At 67.6% G+C, this 18,665-nt stretch carries 15 protein-coding genes; 5 read left to right on the top strand and 10 right to left on the bottom strand.

Features of this window, described 5'->3' with window-relative positions; translation table 11 throughout:
• Positions 1-222: 222 nt before the first annotated feature.
• From BN2503_RS11280 to BN2503_RS11290, 3 genes are all read right to left on the bottom strand, one after another.
• The gene (locus BN2503_RS11280) at positions 223-705 is read right to left on the bottom strand and encodes a GNAT family N-acetyltransferase (RefSeq protein ID WP_139235463.1); all 483 of its coding nucleotides are present in this window, start codon (positions 703-705) and stop codon (positions 223-225) included.
• 71 nt (positions 706-776) lie between these two features.
• Positions 777-1,424 (bottom strand): GDSL-type esterase/lipase family protein, encoded by a 648-nt coding sequence (locus BN2503_RS11285; RefSeq protein ID WP_054256766.1) that lies wholly within the window; start codon positions 1,422-1,424, stop codon positions 777-779.
• 226 nt (positions 1,425-1,650) lie between these two features.
• Complete coding sequence (locus BN2503_RS11290) at positions 1,651-2,157, bottom strand: DUF2325 domain-containing protein (protein ID WP_082366567.1); 507 nt, start codon at positions 2,155-2,157, stop codon at positions 1,651-1,653.
• A 396-nt stretch (positions 2,158-2,553) separates the two neighbouring features.
• On the opposite strand from BN2503_RS11290, the gene BN2503_RS11295 reads away from it, so the two are divergent.
• The 3 genes from BN2503_RS11295 (at position 2,554) to BN2503_RS11305 (ending at position 4,835) form a co-directional block, all read left to right on the top strand.
• Positions 2,554-3,345: a hypothetical protein gene (locus tag BN2503_RS11295; protein ID WP_139235462.1), complete on the top strand. Its 792-nt coding sequence runs from the start codon at positions 2,554-2,556 to the stop codon at positions 3,343-3,345.
• Positions 3,346-3,429: 84 nt separating this feature from the next.
• On the top strand, positions 3,430-4,038 hold the full coding sequence (locus tag BN2503_RS11300) for a LysE family translocator (protein WP_054256786.1): 609 nt from the start codon (positions 3,430-3,432) through the stop codon (positions 4,036-4,038).
• An 11-nt stretch (positions 4,039-4,049) separates the two neighbouring features.
• Positions 4,050-4,835 carry a helix-turn-helix domain-containing protein gene (locus tag BN2503_RS11305; protein ID WP_054256787.1) on the top strand — a complete coding sequence of 262 codons (786 nt, stop codon included), beginning with the start codon at positions 4,050-4,052 and terminating at the stop codon, positions 4,833-4,835.
• A 90-nt stretch (positions 4,836-4,925) separates the two neighbouring features.
• Here the strand turns inward: BN2503_RS11305 and BN2503_RS11310 are convergent, their stop codons facing one another.
• The 7 genes from BN2503_RS11310 to BN2503_RS11340 all read right to left on the bottom strand — a co-directional run bounded on the left by BN2503_RS11310 (position 4,926) and on the right by BN2503_RS11340 (position 16,246).
• A complete protein-coding gene (locus BN2503_RS11310) occupies positions 4,926-5,888 on the bottom strand; it encodes a PDDEXK family nuclease (protein ID WP_054256768.1) in 963 nt (320 codons plus the stop codon).
• Between the two features lie 15 nt (positions 5,889-5,903).
• Complete coding sequence (gene metG / locus BN2503_RS11315) at positions 5,904-7,973, bottom strand: methionine--tRNA ligase (protein ID WP_054256769.1); 2,070 nt, start codon at positions 7,971-7,973, stop codon at positions 5,904-5,906.
• Between the two features lie 37 nt (positions 7,974-8,010).
• A complete protein-coding gene (locus BN2503_RS11320) occupies positions 8,011-8,925 on the bottom strand; it encodes a diguanylate cyclase domain-containing protein (protein WP_054256770.1) in 915 nt (304 codons plus the stop codon).
• On the bottom strand, positions 8,922-12,044 hold the full coding sequence (locus tag BN2503_RS11325; protein ID WP_054256771.1) for a hybrid sensor histidine kinase/response regulator: 3,123 nt from the start codon (positions 12,042-12,044) through the stop codon (positions 8,922-8,924). The genes BN2503_RS11320 and BN2503_RS11325 overlap by 4 nt, the downstream gene beginning before the upstream one ends.
• Positions 12,041-12,592 carry a YfiR family protein gene (locus BN2503_RS11330; RefSeq protein WP_054256772.1) on the bottom strand — a complete coding sequence of 184 codons (552 nt, stop codon included), beginning with the start codon at positions 12,590-12,592 and terminating at the stop codon, positions 12,041-12,043. Before BN2503_RS11330 ends, BN2503_RS11325 begins: the two co-directional genes overlap by 4 nt.
• 2 nt (positions 12,593-12,594) lie before the next feature.
• Positions 12,595-14,868: a TonB-dependent receptor plug domain-containing protein gene (locus tag BN2503_RS11335; protein WP_199445252.1), complete on the bottom strand. Its 2,274-nt coding sequence runs from the start codon at positions 14,866-14,868 to the stop codon at positions 12,595-12,597.
• A gap of 127 nt (positions 14,869-14,995) precedes the next feature.
• Complete coding sequence (locus BN2503_RS11340) at positions 14,996-16,246, bottom strand: patatin-like phospholipase family protein (protein ID WP_054256773.1); 1,251 nt, start codon at positions 16,244-16,246, stop codon at positions 14,996-14,998.
• Positions 16,247-16,421: 175 nt separating this feature from the next.
• On the opposite strand from BN2503_RS11340, the gene apbC reads away from it, so the two are divergent.
• Positions 16,422-17,513 carry an iron-sulfur cluster carrier protein ApbC gene (apbC, locus tag BN2503_RS11345; RefSeq protein WP_054256789.1) on the top strand — a complete coding sequence of 364 codons (1,092 nt, stop codon included), beginning with the start codon at positions 16,422-16,424 and terminating at the stop codon, positions 17,511-17,513.
• Positions 17,514-17,515: 2 nt separating this feature from the next.
• Complete coding sequence (gene selD / locus BN2503_RS11350) at positions 17,516-18,568, top strand: selenide, water dikinase SelD (protein WP_082366568.1); 1,053 nt, start codon at positions 17,516-17,518, stop codon at positions 18,566-18,568.
• Positions 18,569-18,665: the final 97 nt, after the last annotated feature.

An 18,665-nucleotide genomic window follows, 5' to 3' on the forward strand; every position in this document is an offset into this window, starting at 1 on the left:
CGGGGGCTGCAGCGCACCCCGAGGCGGGGGCGTCCCTCTTAGCCGTCACGCGGCACAAGCGGAGTTGTCTGTGGGGAGCGATTCTACGGGGCAGGGGCGGGGGGCGCTCGTTGTAGCGCTTTTTGAGGCCGGGGTGTTACGGCGTCTGTGAGTTACTGTGAGTTGGAATGAAAAGTGGCTCTAGCGCTTGCGGGATAAGCGCTGAAAGCTATCAAAAACGTATCAAGCGCGCATATCCAGCGCCAGGAAGCTGGTGCCTGGCACCGGGTTGTGGCTGACCGGCGCGGCATCCACGAAGCCCAGCGATGCGTACAGCGCCCGCGCGGCCTGGAATTCGGGCAACACGTCCAGGCACATGCGCGCGTAGCCCGCCTGCCGGGCCTCTTGCAGCATGCGCTCGACCAGTTGGCGGCCTGCTTGCAGCCCGCGCGCGGCAGGGCGCACGTACACGCGCTTGAGTTCGCAGGTCTGCGCATCGACGCGGCGCAGCGCCGCACAGCCCACGGCCTGGCCCTCGCGCCAGGCCAGCAACACCTGGCCGTCGGGCGCGGCGTATTTGCCGGGGAGCGCGGCGAATTCGGCCTCGTAGTCCTGGAATCCCAGGTCGGCCTGCGGGCTGCGCACGTATTCCTGGAAGATGGCGACGACCGTGTCCAGGTCGTCAGGAAAGCGGGCGGGGCGAATGGCGATAGCCGGGTTGTCCATCATGGCGAATTTTCAGGGTTTTTGGGCTGAAAGCATTACGGGGATTGCGCTGGCAGCTATGGTTTCAGGAGTTACGCCAGCAGCCCCACCTGGCGCAGCCGCTGCGCCAGTCCTTCGGCGAATTGGCGGTAGCCCTTGGCATTGGCGTGCACCTGGTCGGAGCGCAGGCGGGTGTCGCCCAGTACCTCGGCCCACCCGCCCTCGTACAGCGGCAGCCGCAACTCGCTGGCCAGCTCGGCGTAGAGCGGGTGGTCGGTGAGCCTGCCGGTGCTGGCTGCGAGCAGCGAGAACTGTGGCACGGCCACCAGCATTACCTGCGCGCCCGCTGCGGTAGCGGCGCGGCAGATCGCGCGGATGTTGTCCTTGGCGCCTGCAGCGCTCATCTGGCGCAGGAAGTCGTTGCCGCCAATGCCGACGATGACGAGCGCGGGCCGGTGCTGCTCCAGCAGCGTGGGCAGGCGCGTGAGCGCCTGGGCGCTGGTGTCGCCAGAGACGCCACCGTTCACGACCTGCCAGCCCGTCAGTTCCTGCAGCACGGCGGGATAGGCGGTGGCGGCATCGGCGCCGACGCCCGAGGTCAGCGAATCGCCCAGCGCCAGCACGTTGCTGCCCTGGGCAATGGGGCGGCCCTTGGGGGCGCGCTTGCCGCAGGCGGCGAGCAGTGCGGTGGCGGGCAGCAGGGCCAGCAGGCGGCGGCGGGGCAGGGGACAAGAGGGCATGCGTTGTGGTTATGCGGTGAGCGGGACAGGGGGCGACGCGCTGCCGCAGTGCACGCGCTTTGGCGTTGCACTGCGGCACCAGATTCACCGTCCAGGCGCAGCGCGGTTGCCGGGGGCGGGCGCGCCAGACGTTCTGGTGGCCTGCCCAATATAAGGTAAGGCGCCAATGTAGCCAGGAGGCTCAGGGCGGTGGCGCGGGCGGGCGGTTGGGGCTGCAGGCCATGGCTTACGGCATGGTCTTCTCGTCCAGGGGCGTGCAAGCCTCGGCTTCGTACGGGGCGGCAGGATGGATACGCACGATGCGCAGCGCGCCGGGCTGCTCCACCAGCACGCAGGTCTTGCCCGTGCGCTTGCAGTGGTCCTCCACGCGCCAGAACGTGCCGTGGCTTGCGCAGCCGGTCTGGCAGATCACCAGGTCAGCGCAGCGCAGGCTGTGTTCGAACCACTCGGCATCGGCATGGGCGTCGCCATCGGTGTGTGGCGCCAGTGCCAGCGCGGGCCCGTCGGCGATGGCCGCCAGCAGCCGCTGGCGGTCCTCGCGCTCCCAGGCCAGCGCGCTGTCGCGCTGGATGCGCTGCGCCCGCAGGCGCATGACCTGCTGCTGCAGCCGGGCGATTTCCTGCGCCTGGGCGTGGGCGTGCTCTGTGCAGCGGCGCTGCAATGCGCTGTAGCGACGCAACAGCACACCATGCTCCTGCGCCAGGTGATGGAGGTCTTCTTCAAGGTATGGCATGACGCAACGGCTCCCTGCCAGGTGGGCTTGCGAAAAGGGTGGCCCCCGCACCGGCAGGCATGGCCGGCGGCATCGTGAAAAAGTGCGTGGCTGGTGGCGAACCAGTGGCTGGCAAAAAAGTGGTCAATAGGCTGGAGTGAGCACCCTATTGACGACCCCACGATGAGAACCTTGCCGCAACGGTACGCGTTGCAGCGTGGGGTGAATCTTAATCTCAAATGAGAATGATTTTCAGTTTCTTCAGAAAATCCCAGGAGAACGCACACAAAATTCCAGATGAATTGGCTTCCATCCCTTATGCACAAAGCGCTGGAAGCTATCAAAACAGGAGTCCTGTCTGGCTTGCCTGCGGCGCGGGGCACCCCGGCCTCTACACTCCGTGCCCGGGAGGACAGGATGCAACACCCGACACAACCCGGCCCTACGCCGCACACCGTGCGCTGGCGCTGCGAGAACTGCGCGCAGCCGCTGGCCGATGCCTATACGGTCTGTGCGCACTGCGAGCCGGAGTTCAGCACACCGTGGGGCAACCGTTGGCGCGCGCCCGAGCGTGCACAGCAACCCGCGCTGCACACCTGTGCACAGTGCGGGTTCGGCTTCGACGTGGCATCCGTGCGGCTCCAGCCCGACCCCGCGCCGTGGTGGCGCATGCAGACGATGGCGCATTGCTGTCCCGCATGCAGGGGCAGACTCGACTGGATTCCCTCTGCACAGGCGCACGCTGCGGAAGTCTGGAACAGCTTCAGCGTGTGGGGGCTGGTCAGCATGCAGTGGGGCATGCAGGTGCTGGGGGAAGTGCGCGGGGCCGGACCGCACCGGGGGTGGTGGCTTGCGCTGCCGTTTGTCCTGGGCATGGTGGCCTTGCTATGGGGTGCTTTGCAGCAGCACAAACCACCGCACCAGGCGCATCCTCCGGCATGGCGTGCCACGCTGAAACAGGCGCGCCACTGGGCACTGGGGCGTTTTGTGTCCCATGGCAGCGTGGCCACGCCGCGCATGCCCTGGCCCGTGTGGCTCGTGGCCGCGGCGCTGGGTGGACTGGCGCTGCTCGCGGTGTGGTTGCGGCACAGGGGCGTGCCATCGGAATGGCCGGTGGGCTTGTATGTGTTGGGCAATGCCATCGTGTTCGCGGCGCTGGCCCATGCCACGCTGCTGCGGCGCCGGGCGCTGCGTGCCCTGGGCTGGTGAGTGCGCCCCGCGGCGCACGCACCGTGCAATTGTGTTCAATACAGTACCGCCGTGGCGCGCCAGACTGCGTGGGCCATGACGTCCTTGTTCTCTTTGCTGCTGGCGATGGCCGGCTTTTCCCTCGTGGGTGCCATCACCCCCGGGCCCGTCAACGTACTGGCGCTGCGCCACGGCAGCCAGGCGCGCCGGCGCGTGGCCCTGGGGTACGTGCTGGGAGCCAGCGCCAGCTACGCGGCGGTGGTCTGGTGCATGGGGCAGGGCGCGCAGTGGCTGGTGGACGGCCTGCCTGGCTTGGCGCCGCTAGCGCAGTGGCTGTGCGCTGCTTATCTGCTGTGGCTGGCGTGGCAGCTGGCGCGCGCGCCGGTGGAGGGCTGTGCGCTCCAGGCGGCGCAGGCGGTGCCGCCGTGGCGCGCCTTCGCCCAAGGGGCCACCGTGCAGGTTCTCAACCCTAAAGCCTGGCTGGTCGCGCTGTCCGGCGTGGGCCTGTTCGTGTTGCCCCAGGGCGAGGGCAGCGGCGCGGCGCTGGCGTGGTACTGCACGGTGTCGCTGGCGGCCTGCCTGCTGGGCGTGGGGTGCTGGGCCGTGGTGGGCCGGGTGCTGGTGCGCTGGCTGGGCACGGGCGCGCGGCAGCGGTTGTTCCAGCGGGCGCTGGCGCTGCTGCTGGTGGCAAGCGTGCTGGGCATGCTGGCATGATCGATCGTGCCATGACCGCCACCACCTTCCACCGCCATCCCGCAGCCCCGTGGGTGGAGCTGCGCGAGAGCCGCGCCGCGCCCCACTGCTACCGCCTGCACATGCATGCGGAGTACTCCATCGGCATCGTTGATGCGGGGGCGGCAGTGTTCCACCATGCCGGTGGCCCCGAGCGGGTGGAGGCTGGCAGCGTGGTGCTGATTGAGCCCGGCGTCTGGCACGCCTGCAACCCGGAGGATGGCGCGCCGTGGGCATACCGCATGCTTTTTGTGCAGGCCGACTGGCTGTGCGCGCAACTGGGGGTGCAGGCACTGCGCTTTCCCGCCCGCGCGCGGCATGATGCCGCGGCTGCGCAGACCGTGCACCGGCTGTGCCAGCCGCTGGACGAAGCCGGTGCCACGGCGTTCACCGCGGCGCTGCTGCACTGTGTGCAGCGCTTCGCCGAGCCTGCACAGCCCACGCAGGCTGCGCCCCAGGCCACAGCGGTAGCCGTGGCCTTGCGCTGCCTGCATGCGCAGCCCGAAGCCGCGCCCAGCGTGCAGGCGCTGGCCCAGGCCTGTGGCATGAGCGCGCCGCGCTTCATCCGCTGCTTCAAGGCGGCAACGGGTGTGACCCCCGGGGTGTACCGGCTAAACCTGCGCCTGAACGGCGCGCGCCGCCTGCTGGCCCAGGGAACGGCCTTGGCCGAAGCGGCACATGCCATGGGCTTTGCCGATCAGGCCCACTTGCAGCGCGCTTTCAAGGCACACCATGCGCTGACGCCGGGGTGCTATGCGCAGTCACGGCCGGGGTGCTGAGTGCTCCTGAAAAGAGAGCTATTAGCGCTTTCTGGGTAAGCGCTAGGGCCGGTTTTTATTGAAATTTTCTGCTGGACCTGTCAGCCAGCTTCACAGCAACCGCTGCAAGTGCTCCCTGAGGGTTTGCAGGCTCACGAAGCTCAGGTCGTACATGGCGCTCAGGCCTGCCGCCTGTTCCTGCGTGAGATCGGTGGACAGGATTAGGAAGCGGCCACGGTCTATGTTCAGACGCTTGCGCAGGCGCAGGTATTTGTCGATGTCGCGGCGGAATTCGCCGCTCTTGCATTCGATGCAGATGGGTGGTTGTCCTTCAGGCAGGCAGACCACATCCAGTTCGTGCAAGTCTTCGTTTGGAAAAACGACCTTGACGCCACGCGCGCACGAGAAACCGGCACCACGGCCGCGCGCGTGCTCTAGCAGGCAGACCAATGCGTACCACTCCAGCCAGCCTCCGTCGAAGAACTGGCGGATGGCCGGGGCCGTCTGCAGCGTCAGGCGCACGATCTTCTCGGGTTTCTGGTAGTGGTAGCGCGCGAAGAAAGTGTGCTCGTACAGGTTGCGGCACAGCTGGTTGACGGCCTGAGCATCCTTCTGCGGCAGGCGCGCCAGTTCCAGGTTCACCCAGCCATGGCTCTTGCGGTAGGCATAGCGCAGGCGGTCGATAAGCTCGCCGAACAGTGCGTAGTTGTCGCCCAGCCGCAGCGCAGCATCATCGAAGAAGCCGCTGGTGTCGACGTTCGCGGGGTCGATCTGCGCCTCGATCTTCTGCGCTGTGAACCACTGCTGAAGTGCCGCATGCTGCCCGACGCTTGCTAGGCTGTCGGTGCGCGCAGGCTGGGGCTCGGTAGGCGGCGGTGCGCTCACTACGGCCTGTTTGACCGCGTTAAGTTCGCGCGTTGCTGACGCCAACCGCTTGACCAGCTCCTCGACGAAGAACACGGTGCCATAGACCGTGCTTAGCGTGCCACAGCGCCCACAAGCAGCCTGGGCGCCGACGGGTGTCTGCGCGTCCTCGCTGACGAAGCCACATTTGTTGCAGCGGTAAATCGGCATAGGTTGCTAGGCCGTTCAGTGAATGCGCATGCCCGGCTGCGCGCCCGGGAACGGCTCCAGCACGTAGATGCCGGGGTGCGCCTTTTCGTCGGCGTGGCTGGCGGCCAGCACCATGCCTTCGCTGATGCCGAACTTCATCTTGCGCGGCGCCAGGTTAGCAACCACCACGGTCAGCTTGCCCTGCAATTGCGCGGGCTGGTACATGCTGGCGATGCCGGAGAAGACGTTGCGCGTTTTCCCCTCGCCCACGTCCAGCGTCAGTTGCAGCAGTTTGGTGGAGCCTTCGACGGGCTTGCACTCGACGATCTTTGCAATGCGCAGGTCGATCTTGGCGAAGTCGTCGATGGAAATCGTCGGGGCGATGTCTTCGCCGCCCGGCTGCACGGTCTCGGCGGCCGGTGCTGCCGGGGGCTCGAACAGTGCTTCGAGCTGCTTGGCGTCCACGCGCTGCATCAGGTGCTGGTAGGTGCCGATAGCGTGGCCCGCGCCGAGCAGCGTCTGGGCATCGGCAAAGGTGAGCGGCGGCACCTGCAAGAAGGCCTCCACCTGGGTGGCTACGGCGGGCAGCATGGGCTTGAGGTAGATGGTGAGCAGGCGGAAGGCCTCGATGCAGGTGCTGCACACGTCCTGCAGGCGCGCGTCCTGCCCCTCCTGCTTGGCGAGTTCCCAGGGCTTGTTGGCGTCCACGTAGGCGTTCACCCGGTCGCACAGCAACATGGCTTCGCGTGCGGCGCGGGCGGTGTCGCGGGCCTCGTAGGCCTGGGCGATGGCGTCGGCCTGCGCGCGCAGCTGTTGCAGCAGCGCCTGGCCGTCGGCACCCGGTGCGCCGAGCTGGCCGCCGAAGCGCTTGGCGAGGAAGCCCGCGGCACGGCTGGCAATGTTCACGTACTTGCCGATCAGGTCCGAGTTCACGCGCAGCATGAAGTCCTCTGCGGTGAAGTCGATGTCTTCGTTCTTGCCGTTGAGCTTGGCGCCCAGGTAGTAGCGCAGCCACTCGGGGTTCATCTTCAGCGCCAGGTACTTGAGCGGATCCAGCCCGGTGCCGCGGCTCTTGCTCATCTTCTCGCCGTTGTTCACCGTGAGAAAACCGTGCACGCAGATCTTCGTCGGCGTCTTGCGGCCGCTGAACTTGAGCATGGCAGGCCAGAACAGCGTGTGGAAGGTGATGATGTCCTTGCCAATGAAGTGGTACTGCTCCAACTGCGGGTCGGCCATATAGGCGTCGTAGTCTTCGCCGCGCCGGTTCAACAGGTTCTTCAGCGAGGCCAGATAGCCCACGGGCGCGTCGAGCCAGACGTAAAAGTATTTGCCCGGCGCGTCCGGGATCTCGATGCCGAAGTAGGGTGCGTCGCGGCTGATGTCCCAATCGTCCAGGCCGGTGCTGGTGCTGCCGTCGGGGTTCGTACGTGTGCCGAACCATTCCTTGATCTTGCTGGCGACCTCGGGCTGCACGTGGACGCCGTTTTGCGTCCACTCCGTGAGGAATTCCACGGCACGCGGGTCGGAGAGCTTGAAGAAGAAGTGCTCTGAGGTCTTGAGCACTGGCTTGGTGCCCGACAGCGCGGAGTAGGGGTTGATGAGGTCGGTGGGCGCGTAGACCGAGCTGCAGACCTCGCAGTTGTCACCGTACTGGTCCTTGGCGTGGCAGCGTGGGCATTCGCCCTTGATGAAGCGGTCGGGCAGGAACATGCTCTTCTCGGGGTCGAAGAACTGTTCGATGGTGCGGGTCTCGATGAAGCCGGCCTTCTTCAGATCCAGGTAGATCTGCTGCGACAGTTCGTGGTTTTCCCGGCTGTCGGTGTTGCTCCAGTTGTCGAAGGCGATGTGGAAGCCGTCGAGGTACTGCTTGCGGCCCGCGGCGATATCGGCCACGAACTGCTGGGGCGTCTTGCCGGCCTTCTCGGCGGCGATCATGATCGGCGCGCCGTGCGCGTCGTCGGCGCCGACGAAGTTCACCGCGTGGCCCTGCATCCGTTGGTAGCGCACCCAGGTGTCGGCCTGGATGTATTCCATGATGTGGCCGATGTGGAAATTGCCGTTGGCGTAGGGCAGCGCGGTGGTGACGAAGAGCTTGCGTTGGGACATGGAGGTGGCCTGGGAAGAAGAAGGCGAACCAGCGATTTTAGGCCGCCGCCCAGCGCACGCAGTTGCGGCCGCTGGCCTTGGCCTGGTAGAGGGCCGCGTCGGCCAGGGGGAAGAAGGCCGGGTCGGCCTCGGCCTGCATGGGCGTGCTGCTGGCACCGCCGATGCTCAGGGTCACGCTGGCCCCTACGGGCGAGGCTGGGTGCGTCAGCCCGCGTGCTTCCAGCTTGGCGCGCAGCTCCTCGGCAAGCATCTGTGCTTCCTGCGCGCCAGTCTCGGGCAGCAGCAGCACGAACTCCTCGCCGCCGTAGCGCGCGGCCAGGTCGCCAGGGCGGCGCGCGCACTGGCGCAGCACGGCGGCGACTTCCTGCAGCACGCGGTCGCCGGCGGCGTGGCCCAGGGTGTCGTTGTAGGCCTTGAAGTGGTCCACGTCGGCCACGACCAGCGACAGCGGCTGGCCGGCGCGCTGGCAGCGCCGCCACTCCAGCGCGTAGGACTCGTCGAAGCGGCGCCGGTTGGGGATGCCGGTGAGCCCGTCGAGCGCGGCGAGCTGCTCGAGCAGGCGGCGCTGGTGCACGATTTGCAGGTGGTTGCGCACGCGCACGCGCACGATTGAGGGATGGAAGGGCTTGGCGATGTAGTCCACCGCGCCCAGGTTCAGGCCCTGCTCCTCGTCGGTCGGCGAGTCGAGCGCGGTGATGAAAATGACCGGGATGTTGCGCGTGGCGTCCTCGCGCTTGAGGGCGCGGATGGTGGCCATGCCGTCCATCTCGGGCATGAGCACGTCGAGCAGGATCAGGTCGGGCGCGTGGCTGCGCGCACGCTCCAGTGCCTGGAGACCGTTCTTGGCCTGGATGACCTTGTACTCGCCCTCGAACAGTTCGGTGAGCAACAGGCGGTTTTGCTTCTCGTCGTCGACGACAAGCAGGGTGGATTCGTTGAACTGGGGGTTCATGGCCGCTGCTCCATGAGGGCGCGTAGCGCAGGCAAGGCTGCCAGCGCGTCTTCGTATTCCACGTCTTCCACCAGCTCGCGCAGCGCCGTCAGCTGCGCGCGCCAAGCGGGGTGGGGGGCGGGTGCCTGTTCGAGTGCCTCGATGACGCGCAGTGCGGCGGCATCGTCGTTTTCCAGCAGGGTTTGCAGACGCTCGAAAAGCGCGCCGCAGTCGTGCACCGGGGCGTTGCCGGGGGCGGTGGGTGTGGTGGGCAGCAGCGGCGCCAGCAGGGCGCACACGCGCTGAAGCTCGGCATGCGTGGCGGCCAGATCGGCCTCGCTGGCAGGTTGCGACTCGGCGTAGCCGTGCTCCAGCGCCTTGGCCTGCTGCGCCAGTTGCCCGGCGCCAATGGTGGCAGCGCCTGACTTGAGCGAGTGCGCCAGGCGGCGCGCCAGTGGCCAGTCTTGCGCCGCCTGGGCTGCGCCGATGGCTTGGGTGCTGGCGCCGAACTCCTTGGTGAAGTTGCCCAGGATGCGCCGGTACAGTGCAGGCCGCCCCAGGCTCTGTGCCAGGCCGCGCACGGTGTCGATGCCGTCCAGCGGCGGGATGGGCGCATCGTCCGTGGATGCACCGGCAGCGGGCGCAGGGCGAGGTGCTGTCGTGTCCTGGTGGCGCGGCCGGATCCAGCGCAGCAGCGCGGTGTAGAGCGCTTCGGGGTCGATGGGCTTGGTCAGGTGGTCGTTCATGCCTGCCTCCAGGCTGCGCTCGCGATCGCCCGTCATGGCGTGTGCGGTCATGGCGACGATGGGCAGCGTGCGCAGGCGCGCCTCCTTGCGGATCTCGCGCGTGGCCGTCAGGCCGTCCATCTCGGGCATCTGGATGTCCATCAGCACCAGGTCGTAGGGCCGGGCGCGCGCCATCTCCAGCGCCTCGCGGCCATGCGTCGCCACGTCCACGTGCACGCCGGTGTCGGCGAGGAAGGCCAGGGCCACGGTGCGGTTGAGTTCCACGTCATCGACCAGCAGGATGCGCGCGCCGGCAATGGCGCCAAAGTCGTGTACGGCGGAGCCCGGGCGCTGCGGCACCCGGTGTGCGGGCAGGTCGATGGCCCCGTTGCCCAGCAGCGCTTCGAGCATGGCATCGTGCAGTGCCGATTCGCTCACTGGCTTGGTCAGAACGTGCTCCAGCCCCACGCTGGCCACTTGGTCCGAGAGTTTTTCGTAGCTGCCTGCGGTGACCATGAGTACCGCGGGCACGCCCCCTTGCAGGTGCGCGGCGTTGATGTGGCGTGCCGTCTCGATGCCGTTCATGCCGGGCATGAGCCAGTCAAGCAGCACGAGCTGGTACGGCTCGCCGGTTGCTGCCGCATGCTGCAGGCGTTGCATACCGGGCTCGCCTCCTTCTGCGGCCTCGGCGCGCATGCCGAACTGCTCCAGCATGGCGCAGAGAATCTCGCGCGCGCTGGCGTTGTCGTCTATCACCAGCACGCGCCGCCCGCGCAGCATGCTGGAGTAACCGCGTGCGGCCGTATCGTGTGCGCAGGGCGCGCCGTCTGCCGCGTCCTGCGTTGGCAAGCCCAGCGGTACGGTGAAGGAGAACGTGCTGCCCGTGCCGACTTGGCTTTGCACTTCGATGCGCCCGCCCATCAGCTCCACCAGCTGGCGGCAGATGGCCAGGCCCAGGCCGCTGCCGCCAAAGCGCCGGGTGATGCTGCCGTCCACTTGCATGAAGGGCGAGAACAGCTCGGCCAAGCGCTCGGGCGGAATGCCCATGCCGGTGTCGCGCACGGAAAACTCCAGCTCCGCCTTGCCCGCGTGGCGCCCGCGCAGTGTTGCCTGCACCACGATCTCGCCGGATTCGGTGAACTTCACAGCGTTGTTGGCCAGATTGACCAGCACCTGGCCAAGCCGCAGCGGGTCGCCGGTGAGGTGCCGCGGCACGTCTGGCGCGATGCGGAACAGCAGCTCCAGCCCGCGCTCCTGCGCGCGCAGCGCCACTTGGCTGGAGACGCTGCGTAGCACCTGCTCCAGGTCGAAGGCGATGGTCTCAATCTGCAGTTTGCCGGCCTCGATGCGCGAGTAGTCGAGGATGTCGTTGATCAGGCCCAGCAGCATGTCCGACGCTGCCAGCACCTTCTCCTGGTAGTCGCGCTGTTGCGCCGTCAGGTTGGTCTTGAGCAGCAGCTTGCCCAGGCCGACGATGGCATTCATGGGCGTGCGGATTTCGTGGCTCATGCGCGCCAGGAAGTCGGACTTGGCGCGGCTGGCCTGGTGCGCCTGCTCGGTGGCCTCCAGCAGTGCGTGCGTGCGCTGCTCTACCAGGTGCTCCAGTCCCTGGCGGTAGTGCGCCAGCTCGCGGTCGCGCGCCTGCAGCCGGTCGATCATCTGGTTCAGGCTGCGGCCCAGTTGCGCCAGTTCGTCCTCGCCGCGCGTATCGGCGCGCTCGGCCAGCGCCGGGTCGTCGCTGATGCGTGCCATGAGCTGGTTCAGGTCCTGCAGCGGCGTGGCCATGCGCCGTGCGGCCCGGGCAGAGAGCCACAGCAGCGCCACCAGCAGCGCCAGCAGGCTGGCGCCGGTTTCCAGCGCCATGTGGTCGATGGCGTCGTGCATGGCGTCGAGCGAGGCCACGAGTTCGATGGCGGCGCCCCCGTCGCTGCCCGGAATGGGCGCCCACACGGCCAGATAGTGGCCGTGGCTCAGATCCGCATCGTCGCGGCGGCTGTTGCCGCTGCTCCAAGGCAACAGGTGTTGGCCGTGGCTGAAGTGCACACCCGCGCCTTGGGCCGGGGGCTCGGGCATGACCAATTGCGCAGCGTCGAAGCGGGCGAACTCGGCAAAGGGCTGGCGCTCGCCGCGCCGCAGCAGGCGCGCGCGCAGGATGGCCGGGTTGTTGTCGGCCACGGCGCCTAGCAGGCGTGTGGCTTCCGCGCGATCCTGGAAGTCAAACGCTGCCTGGCTGTTGGTAGCGATCAGCCGTGCCTGCGCACCCAGCGATTCGCTCCATTCGCTGCGGATCAGCCGCTGCTGCAGCAGCACCATGGCGACGTAGAGAACACACACCGCGCTGATGATGGCGATGGTGAAAAACCAGGCCAACTTGCCCCGGATGGTGCGCGGGCGCAGGCGGTGCAGCAGCTTCATTCGACGATCCTCGCCAAGCGCAGCAGCTGCGCGTTGAACTTGACGGACTGCGCGTGTGCTGCCTTGCGGTTGATGAGCACGGCCAGAGAACCGCCACCCTCCTTGTTCACGGCAAACTCCACCATGCCGCCAGCGCTGGCAAAGCCCTCAATGTCCGACACCGTGACCACCGGTTGCTCACCGAGCTTGTCCAGCGTGGCCTTGAGGTGCGCGGCTTCACTGGCAGCGACAAAGACGAAGTCGCACTCTCCTGCCTCGCTTGCCGAAGCGGGCTTGCGTACCAGGACGGCGCGCCCGTCGATCGGGGTTTGCGCCAGCTTCTCCAGCGCCCCGCCGAAAGGGTTCTGTCCGAGTACGCACAGGGTGACGCTGGTGCCACCCTCGAAACGCGGCAGGTAGACGAAGCGCGGCAGCTTGAACAGCAGTGCGGATTTGACGGCGTACTCTGACACCGCACCCGCGGTAGCCTGGGCGCGTGCGGCCAGCGGCGCCAGCATGAGCAGCAGGGCGAGCAGGGCTGGCAGGGCCATCGGCAGGGGGCTGGCCATGGTCAGAACGGGTAGTCCAGCGTCAGCATCCAACTGCGTGGCTGCTGCGGCGTATCCCAGAAGGTGCGGCTGCCCGAGCCTCCGGCGGCGTAGTAGCGCTTGTCGAACAGGTTGTAAATGTCGAGCCACAGTGTGGCCTTGCCGTTCAGCAGCTTGTGCCAGCCCAGGTGCAGGTCCACGACGGTGTAGCCCGGTGTGGTGCAGCGATCTGGTGCCACCATGGTCTGGGTGCAGGCCCCCAGGGGCAGCAGCGGGTCGCCCGGGGCTTTCTTGCGGCCATTGGTGACGGCGCCGGTCCAGTACACCTTGGGCGTGATGCTCACACGATCCAGCCAGCGCAGCGTGGCACCGAGCTTGAACTTGTGGCTGGCAGCGTAGGGGATGGCCCAGTCCACGCCGTCGCCCTCGTCGATGCGCCCGCGTATCCAGCTGGCGCTGCCCCACAGCTCGCCTGACCAGGCGCCGCCTGCGTGGAAGCGCCACTGTGCCGTCAGGTCCAGCCCGGTTTGCACTTGACGCCCGGCGTTGCCTTTGGTTTCGGGATTGACCAGGACGGCGCCGGGAATGGCGGTCACGTTGTTCGATGCCTGGGTGACCACCAGGCTGGTGATGCGGCTGTGGTACAGGTGAGCGCCCAGGTTCAGGTTGGTGGCCGGACGCCAGTCCCACGCCGCGCTGAGGGAGCGCACCTTCTCAGGTTGCAGGTCGAAGTTGGGCACGCGGAAATTGGTACCGATGTAGCGGCCCGCACCGTCGCGCACGCCGCTGAAGGAGCCAAAGGCGCTCAGGCTTTCTTCGGGGGAGGGGGCTCGGAAAGCCTCGCCATACAGCAGCTTGAAGACATGCCGCTCCAGCGGCTTCCACACCGCGCCCAGGCGCGGGTTGCTGGTGGTGCCGTAGGCGCTGTGGCGGTCGATGCGCAGGCCTGCTGTGGTGGAAAAACCCTCGCTCCACTGTGACTGCACCTGTACATAGGCCGAGAGATTGTGGAAGTCAGCGCTGTGGATCACCACCGGCAGGTCGGTGTTGGGGTAGTACAGGCCCTGGGCACCGGCGGGCTTGCTGGTGTCGTAGGGCGCGGGCAGCGAGGCTGTCTCGATCGCCGAGTACCTTTGGTAGCCCAGCCCGGCCTGCACCTGCTGGGTGCCGCTCAGGCGCCAGCTCAGGCTCTGCTCGATGCCGGTGCGCGTACCCAGCGCGTAGGAAAAGCCATCGCGGTAGGCGTTGTTGGTGTTGTTGTAGCGCGCCTTGGGGTCGACTTCCAGGCGGGCATGGTCGATCAGCAACTGCGCGTTCACGTCGGGCGCAGGGGTAAAGCGCAGGCGCGCATACACCGTGTCGGTGGTGGGTTGCCACTGTGAGCTGTCCAGGTAGCGTGCCATGGCGGGGGGGTCGCCGGTGCTGGTCAGGCTGGTGAATTGGTGGCGGAAAAAGCCCACGCTGAGTTGCTCGGCCCAGTCGGCGCGTGCGTACAGGCTGCGGCTGCCGATGCCGCCGGTGTAGTCCTCGCGTGCGTCGGCGGGCACCACCGTGGCGCCGTTGACCATGGCCGGTACCTTGGCGAACTCGCGCGGATAGTACTGGTCAAGCGGTGCACGGTCGGACTGCTGCCAGTGCCCTCCCACGGCCAGGCTCAGGCCTTCGGCGTTGCGCATGCCGGTCATGAACGAGGCTTCCTGGCTGCCAAAGCGCCCTGCGCCCACCGAGGCCCAGCTTCCCTGCGGGCCAGTGCCTGCCTCGGTAATGATGTTCACCACCCCGGCTACTGCATCAGCACCATAGAGCGCCGCAGCAGGGCCGTAGAGCACCTCGACCTGCTTGGCCATGTACAGGGCCAGGTTCTCGGCCACCGGGAAGTTGCCACCCGCGGGCGCGCCAATGCGCACCCCGTCGAGCATGACCAGCAGCTTGTTCGGCCCCACGTTGCCTTGCACCGCGAACTGGTTGTATTGCGACGACTTGGTGCCGCGCTGGATGTCCACGCCGGGCAGGTCCGCGAGCAGGTCGGCCAGGTTCTTGTAGCGCCGCTCGCGGATTTGCGCGCGCGTGATGACCATGACCTGCGCCGGTGTCTGGTCGCGCGTCTCGGTCTGGCGCGAGGCGGTGATGAGCGGCGTGGCGATCAGCTCTTGCAGCGACAGGTCCATGAGCATCGCGGCATCGCGTGCCAGCGAGTCGGCAGCCCATGCCGGGACATGCAGCAGGCAGGCCAGCGCCAGGGCGGTGCGCAGGTGGTTTCTCGGGGCCGCTGGGGGCAGGGGAGCAAGGGGTTTCACGGTGCGGCGGTATGCAAAGACGCGCCCTCGGCGTGGGGCCGGGGCTTCAAGGGAACGAGGGGCTGGCGGATGGCGGTGCGGTATTTTGCGGCAGGTGTAAATAGATATTGCAAATCATCGTACGCCCTCAAGCGTATCCGTCGGCGTCGTTGGCCGGGGGCGGCAGGGCCGTGCCCGGGTCGTTCCAGCCGAAGAAGCGGCAGACCTCGGCGCGGCGCGCCAGCGTATCGGCGCGGCCCAGGTCCATCAGTTCGCGTGTGTAGGCCTGCTCGAACAGCAGGTAGCTCACCAGGGCCGCGCCGCGCACGTCGCCTGCTTGCGAGGTCACGCCCAGTGCCCCCAGCATGGTGCGCATGGTCACGGGCAGGTCGGTGACGTGGCGCGCCGCAATGTCGTCGATGCGCTGCGAGGGCACGATCATCAGCACGTCTACGGGGCGCAGGGTGCTGTGGGCGCGCGCCTCGGGCGGGATCAGCGACAGCGTGTGGTTGATGCGCTGCGCGCGCTCCACGTCCACGCCCAGCGCGTCCAGGAAGATATTGGACAGCGCGTGCCCCGCGATCTGTGCCAGCGTGGGGTAGGTGGGCTCGGGCTGGCCTTGGCGCGGCGGCTCGTGCAGGCGCCCCGTGCCCACCACCAGCAGGCGCTCGGCCCCCAGGTGGATGGCGGGCGCCAGCGGGGCCGACTGGCGCATGGAGCCGTCGCCAAAGTACTCGGTGTGCCCGTCCACCGCCAGTGCCTGCGCCGGGAAAATGAAAGGAATGGCCGACGAGGCCAGCAGGTGCTCCGCCGTGATGCGCTCGCGCGCCGCCTTGCGCTGCGAGCGCGTCCAGCTTGTCACCTGCGGGCCACCCTCGAAGTAGGTCACATGTTCGCCCGAGCTGTAGCTCGACGCCGTGATGGCCAGCGCGTGCAGGTGGCCCTGGCGGATCAGCAGCGGCAGGCGCACCAGCGGCACCACCTGCGCCAGCAGTCGCTCCAGCGGAGCGTTGTTCAGCAGCGAATGCGGCCGCGTGCGCTTCCAGCGTGCCAGCGCCCAGCCCAGCGACAGCAGCGTGAGCCAGCGCGCGCCGCTTTGCATCACATGCAGCGAATCGGCGTGGTACACCTGGCCCGCGCGGATGTGGCTCCACATGCGTGCGATGCGGCGCACCGCGCGCTCGAAGTGGTCGGCCCCGCAAGCCAGGGCCGCGCCATTGATAGCACCCGCCGAGGTACCGGTGATGATGGGAAACGGGTTGGGCCCGCGCCCCTCGCCACAGTGGCGGCGCAGCGCCGCAATGGCTTCGAGCACGCCGACCTGGTAGGCGGCGCGTGCACCGCCGCCGGCAAGCAGCAGACCGGTCATGGGCTGCGAGGGAGAAGGGGGCGTGGGCATGGTGTGTGCTGTGCTGGCGTGGCCGCGCGGTTGCTGGGCATACCGAGTGTGCCGCCGCGCGGCGGCATCCGGGCCATGGAGAAACCCGCAGGCCGGTGATGGCCCGCCGGTGGCGAAGGGTGGGGCGCTTGGCCTAGACTAGCGCGATACCCCCCCCAAAGGAATGATGGAAACCATGGCAGTCACTGAACAAGGCCTGCTGGCGGCGCTCGCCAGCGTGTGCGACCCGCACACGGGCAAGGACTTCGTCTCTACGCGCGCAGTGCGCAACGTGCAAATCTCCGGCGGCGATGTCGCTTTCGACGTCGAGCTGGGTTATCCCGCGCAAAGCCTGGTGCCCGAGCTGCGCCGCCAGTTCATCAGCGCCGCCAAGGGCGTGGCGGGCGTAGAAAACGTCTCGGTCAACATCGCCACCAAGGTCGTGGCCCATGCGGTGCAGCGCGGCATGCCGTTGCTGCCGGGGGTGAAGAACATCATCGCCGTGGCGTCGGGCAAGGGCGGCGTGGGCAAGAGCACCACGGCCGTCAACCTGGCCCTGGCGCTGGCCGCCGAGGGTGCGCGCGTGGGCCTGTTGGATGCCGACATTTACGGTCCCAGCCAGCCCATGATGACCGGCACCTCGGGCGACGTGGAGAGCCTGGATGGCAAGCTGATGGAGCCCAAGCGCGCCATGGGGCTGCAAATCAATTCCATAGGCTTCCTCGTCAAGGACGAGCAGGCCATGATCTGGCGCGGCCCCATGGCCAGCCAGGCGCTGGAGCAGCTCATCACGCAGACGCGCTGGGACGACCTGGACTATCTTGTGGTGGATATGCCTCCGGGCACCGGCGATATCCAGCTCACCATGGCGCAGAAGGTGCCGCTGACCGGCGCGGTCATCGTCACCACGCCGCAAGACATCGCGCTGCTCGATGCCAAGAAGGGCATCACCATGTTCCAGAAGGTGAGCGTGCCCATCCTGGGCATCGTCGAGAACATGGCCATGCACGTGTGCAGCCAGTGCGGCCACGTGGAACATATCTTCGGCCAGGACGGCGGCAAGAAGATGGCGCAGAGCCAGGGCATGGACTACCTTGGCGCGCTGCCGCTGCGCCTGTCGATCCGCGAGCAGGCTGACAGCGGCCGCCCCACCGTGGCTGCCGAGCCTGATGGAGACGTGGCGCGCATCTACAAGACCATCGCCCGCGCGGTGGCGGTCAAGATCGCGCAGCAGGGCAAGGACTTCTCCAGCAAGTTCCCCACCATCACCATCAGCAAGTCTTCTTGAGCATGGCCACCACCCCCTCTCCGCGCCTGACCTCTTTGTCCCACGGCGGCGGCTGCGGCTGCAAGATTGCACCGGGCGTGCTGTCCGACATCCTGCGCTCTAGCGGTGCGGCCGGGTTCGTGCCGCCGCAGTTGCTGGTGGGCATCGAGACCTCGGACGATGCCGCCGTCTACCGCCTGAACGATGAGCAGGCGCTGGTGGCCACCACCGACTTCTTCATGCCCATCGTGGACGACCCGTACGAGTTCGGGCGCATCGCCGCGACCAATGCACTGTCTGATGTGTACGCCATGGGCGGCACGCCCATCATGGCGCTGGCGCTGGTGGCTATGCCGGTGAACCAGCTCCCGTTGGAGGTGATTGGCGCCATCGTGCGCGGCGGGCAAGACGTGTGCCGTGCCGCTGGCATCCCCATCGCGGGCGGCCACACCATCGACTCGGTCGAGCCCATCTACGGCCTCGTCGCCATGGGGTTGGTGCACCCCGATCGCGTGCGCCGCAACGCGGATGCGCGCCCTGGCGACGTGCTGGTGCTGGGCAAGCCGCTGGGGGTGGGTGTGTATTCGGCAGCGCTGAAGAAGGAGCAGTTGGGCGATGCGCACTACCGCGAGATGATCGCCAACACCACGCGGCTCAACACCCCTGGCCCGCTGCTGGCAGCGCTGCCGGGTGTGCACGCCATTACCGATGTGACGGGCTTCGGCTTGGCCGGCCATGCGCTGGAGATGGCGCGCGGCGCTGGCGTGACGGTGCACATCGACTGGGCGCGCGTGCCTCTGCTGCCCGGTGTGGAGCAACTGGCGGCCCAGGGCTTCGTCACTGGCGCCAGCGGCCGCAACTGGGCCGGCTACGGCGCGGGCGTGGTGCTGGCGCCGGGCTTGCCCGCCACGGCGCAGAACCTGGTGACCGACCCGCAGACCTCTGGTGGCCTGCTCGTGGCCTGTACGTCCGACACCGTGCAGCAGGTGCTGGACACCTTCGCGCAGGAAGGTTTTGCCCACGCCGCCGTGGTGGGGCGCGTGGAAGCGGGTCCGGCGCAGTTGCACGTCGGGTGACGTGCTTTTAATTTGATAGCTGCTAGCGCTTTTGGGGTAAGGGTTTGATGCCGATGTGGCTCTAAATTTCTTGGCCCCTCGCCCCATTGACTGTTTG

The sequence above is a fragment of the Paenacidovorax caeni genome (assembly GCF_001298675.1).
GTDB classification, from domain to species: Bacteria; Pseudomonadota; Gammaproteobacteria; order Burkholderiales; family Burkholderiaceae_C; genus Paenacidovorax; species Paenacidovorax caeni.